Genomic DNA, 2,717 nt, shown 5'->3' with positions numbered 1-2,717 from the left:
TGTACGCCAGGTGGGCCCGGAGAGCTTCGAGCTCATCATGGGCGAGCGGCGTTGGCGCGCAAGCCGTGAGGCGGAGCTCGAGCGCATTCCCGCGATCGTCCGTGCCACGGACGACGAGAAGCTTCTCCTCGACGCCCTCCTGGAGAACCTCCACCGGGCTCAGCTGAACCCGCTGGAGGAGGCGAAGGCGTACGAGCAGCTGCTCACCGACTTCAACTGCACCCACGACCAGTTGGCGGACCGGATCGGTCGTTCGCGCCCGCAGGTCTCGAACACGCTGCGTCTGCTGAAGCTGTCGCCGGCTGTGCAGAAGCGGGTGGCGGCAGGTGTCCTGTCGGCCGGTCACGCGCGCGCCCTCCTGGGGGTCGAGGACTCCGAGGAGCAGGACCGGCTCGCGCTCCGCATCGTCGCCGAGGGGCTTTCGGTGCGAGCGGTCGAAGAGATCGTCACCCTGATGGGGTCGCACTCCAAGGCAGCGCCCCGCGCGAAGGGACCGCGCACAGGAACCCTGGTCTCCCCGGGCCTGAACCGTCTGGCGACGCGCCTCTCGGACCGCTTCGACACGCGGGTGAAGGTCGACATGGGTCAGAAGAAGGGCAAGATCATCGTCGAGTTCGCCGATCTGGGCGACCTCAGGCGGATCATGGGCACCCTGGCTCCGGACGAGGAGTCACTCCTCCAGGAGGGCCTCCCGGAGACGGACGAGGCCGACGGCGAGAGCTGAGCGGCGACCGTTCAAGAGGGCGGGCCGTGTCCGGTGTGTACCGGAACGCGGTCCGCTCTTTGCTTTCTTACGGTATCGGTGGAATCTCATCCTGGTTACGATGCGACAGGGACGGACGGAGCCAGCCGGAAGCCTTCTGAAGGAAGCAGCAGCCATGCGAACGGTGAGTCGCAGCGGACTGATGACCGCAGGTCTGGGACTGGGCGCAGTCGGTGGATTCGTCGGCGGCCTGCTCAGGGAACGGAGCGCTCTGACCGCTGCGCGTGCCGCGGCGGGCGAGGGAAGCGAGGAACTGTCTTCATGGGGCGTCGGCTCGTACCGCTCACGCTGGACAACCTTCCGGACCTTCCCGAGCGCTGTCGCTCGTGCGTCTTCTGGGAGCTGGACCCCGTCAGCGGCGAGGCAGCGGTAAGAGCCGGCACGCCCGGTCTGGAGAAGGAGTCCTGGATCTCCGCGGTCCTCCTCGAGTGGGGATCCTGCGGGCGAGTGGTCTACGTGGACGAGGCTCCCGTGGGCTACGTGCTCTATGCCCCTCCCGCCTACGTGCCGCGCTCCACGGCATTCCCCACGAGCCCGGTGTCACCGGATGCGGTGCAGCTGATGACCGCCTGGATCGCCCCGAGCCATCAGGGCCAGGGCTTGGGGCGCGTCATGGTGCAGACCGTCGCCAAGGATCTGCTGCGCCGGGGGTTCAAGGCGATCGAAGCCTTCGGAGACGCACGGTGGAAGGAACCGGCCTGTCTGCTCCCCGCGGACCATCTGCTGGCAGTGGGCTTCAAGACCGTCCGGCCCCACCCGTCGTACCCGCGGATGCGGCTGGAGCTGCGCACGACGCTGTCATGGAAAGAGGACGTCGAGATGGCGCTCGACCGTCTGCTGGGCGCGGTGCAGAAGGAGCCCGCGCTCCGGCCTCTGTGAAGCCTTTTTCTCGAGCGTCCGCGAACGCCGGAGGGGCCGACCCCAGCTGGGGTCGGCCCCTCCGTGTTTCACGTGAAACATCGGCTGCCGTCCTAGGGACGGCCTCCTCGTGCCTTACTCGGAGATGAAGTCCTCGAGATCACGCACGATGGCGGCCTTCGGCTTGGCGCCGACGATCGTCTTGGCGACCTCGCCACCCTGGTAGACGTTCAGGGTCGGGATCGACATGACGCCGTACTTCGCGGCCGTGCCGGGGTTCTCGTCGATGTTGAGCTTGACGACCTCGATCTTGTCGCCGTACTCGGCGGCGATCGCCTCGAGCGACGGCGCGATCTGGCGGCACGGACCGCACCAAGCGGCCCAGAAGTCGACCAGGACGGGCTTGCCGCTCTTGAGGACGTCCTCGTCGAAGGAATCGTCCGTCACGTTCTTCAGGTTGCCGGCCACGGCTGGCTCCTCATTTTCTCGGGGGGATGCGGGAGGGAAGTTCTACGGATCAGACCTGGGCGGCCTGGGTCTGCTCGGGCTCGGCGGCGGCGCTGTCGGCGAGCGCGGCCAGGAAGCGCTCGGCGTCCAGCGCGGCGGAGCAGCCCGTGCCGGCCGCCGTGATCGCCTGGCGGTAGGTGTGGTCGACGACGTCACCGGCGCCGAAGACACCCGTCTGGTTCGTGCGCGTCGACGGGGCCTGCACCTTGAGGTAGCCCTCGTCGTCGAGCTCGAGCTGGCCCTTGAAGAGCTCGGTGCGCGGGTCGTGGCCGATCGCGATGAACAGACCGGTCACCGGCAGCGGGGAGGTCTCGCCCGTCTTCAGGTTCCGCAGCGTGAGGCCCTCGAGCTTCGGGTCACCCTTGATCTCGGCGACCTCGCTGTCCCAGACGAACTTGATCTTCGGGTCGGCGAAGGCGCGCTCCTGCATCGCCTTGGAGGCGCGCAGAGTGTCGCGGCGGTGCACGATGGTCACGGACTTGGCGAAGCGCGAGAGGAAGGTCGCCTCCTCCATCGCGGTGTCGCCACCACCGATGACGGCGATGTCCTGGTCCTTGAAGAAGAAGCCGTCGCAGGTCGCGCACCAGGA

4 protein-coding genes are annotated in these 2,717 nt (G+C 67.8%); 2 read left to right on the top strand and 2 right to left on the bottom strand.

The genetic code is table 11. The features are described from left to right. Both GTW43_RS13815 and GTW43_RS13810 read left to right on the top strand, forming a co-directional pair. Nucleotides 1-724, top strand: a 724-nt coding sequence (locus GTW43_RS13815; RefSeq protein ID WP_161301993.1) for a ParB/RepB/Spo0J family partition protein, incomplete at its 5' end; no start/stop codon positions are given. A 300-nt stretch (nucleotides 725-1,024) separates the two neighbouring features. Then, a complete protein-coding gene (locus GTW43_RS13810) occupies nucleotides 1,025-1,642 on the top strand; it encodes a GNAT family N-acetyltransferase (RefSeq protein ID WP_161301991.1) in 618 nt (205 codons plus the stop codon). A gap of 114 nt (nucleotides 1,643-1,756) precedes the next feature. Here GTW43_RS13810 and trxA read toward each other — a convergent pair whose 3' ends face one another. Together trxA and GTW43_RS13800 are read right to left on the bottom strand one after the other, a co-directional pair. After that, nucleotides 1,757-2,089, bottom strand: coding sequence for a thioredoxin (trxA, locus tag GTW43_RS13805; RefSeq protein ID WP_161301989.1), 333 nt, complete (start codon nucleotides 2,087-2,089; stop codon nucleotides 1,757-1,759). Between the two features lie 49 nt (nucleotides 2,090-2,138). Beyond that, a partial coding sequence (locus GTW43_RS13800) for an FAD-dependent oxidoreductase (protein WP_161301987.1) occupies nucleotides 2,139-2,717 on the bottom strand: 579 nt, incomplete at its 5' end.

It is taken from the genome of Streptomyces sp. SID5785, from assembly GCF_009870065.1.
In the GTDB taxonomy this organism is placed as follows: Bacteria; Actinomycetota; Actinomycetes; order Streptomycetales; family Streptomycetaceae; genus Streptomyces.
Note: the sequence above shows the minus strand (reverse complement) of the source record. Positions and strands in the feature narration are given on the sequence as shown.

Bases quoted from the DNA above. Each gene is read 5' to 3' on its own strand.
- GTW43_RS13810 (WP_161301991.1), top strand. From the start codon at position 1,025: ATGGGGCGTCGGCTCGTACCGCTCACGCTGGACAACCTTCCGGACCTT.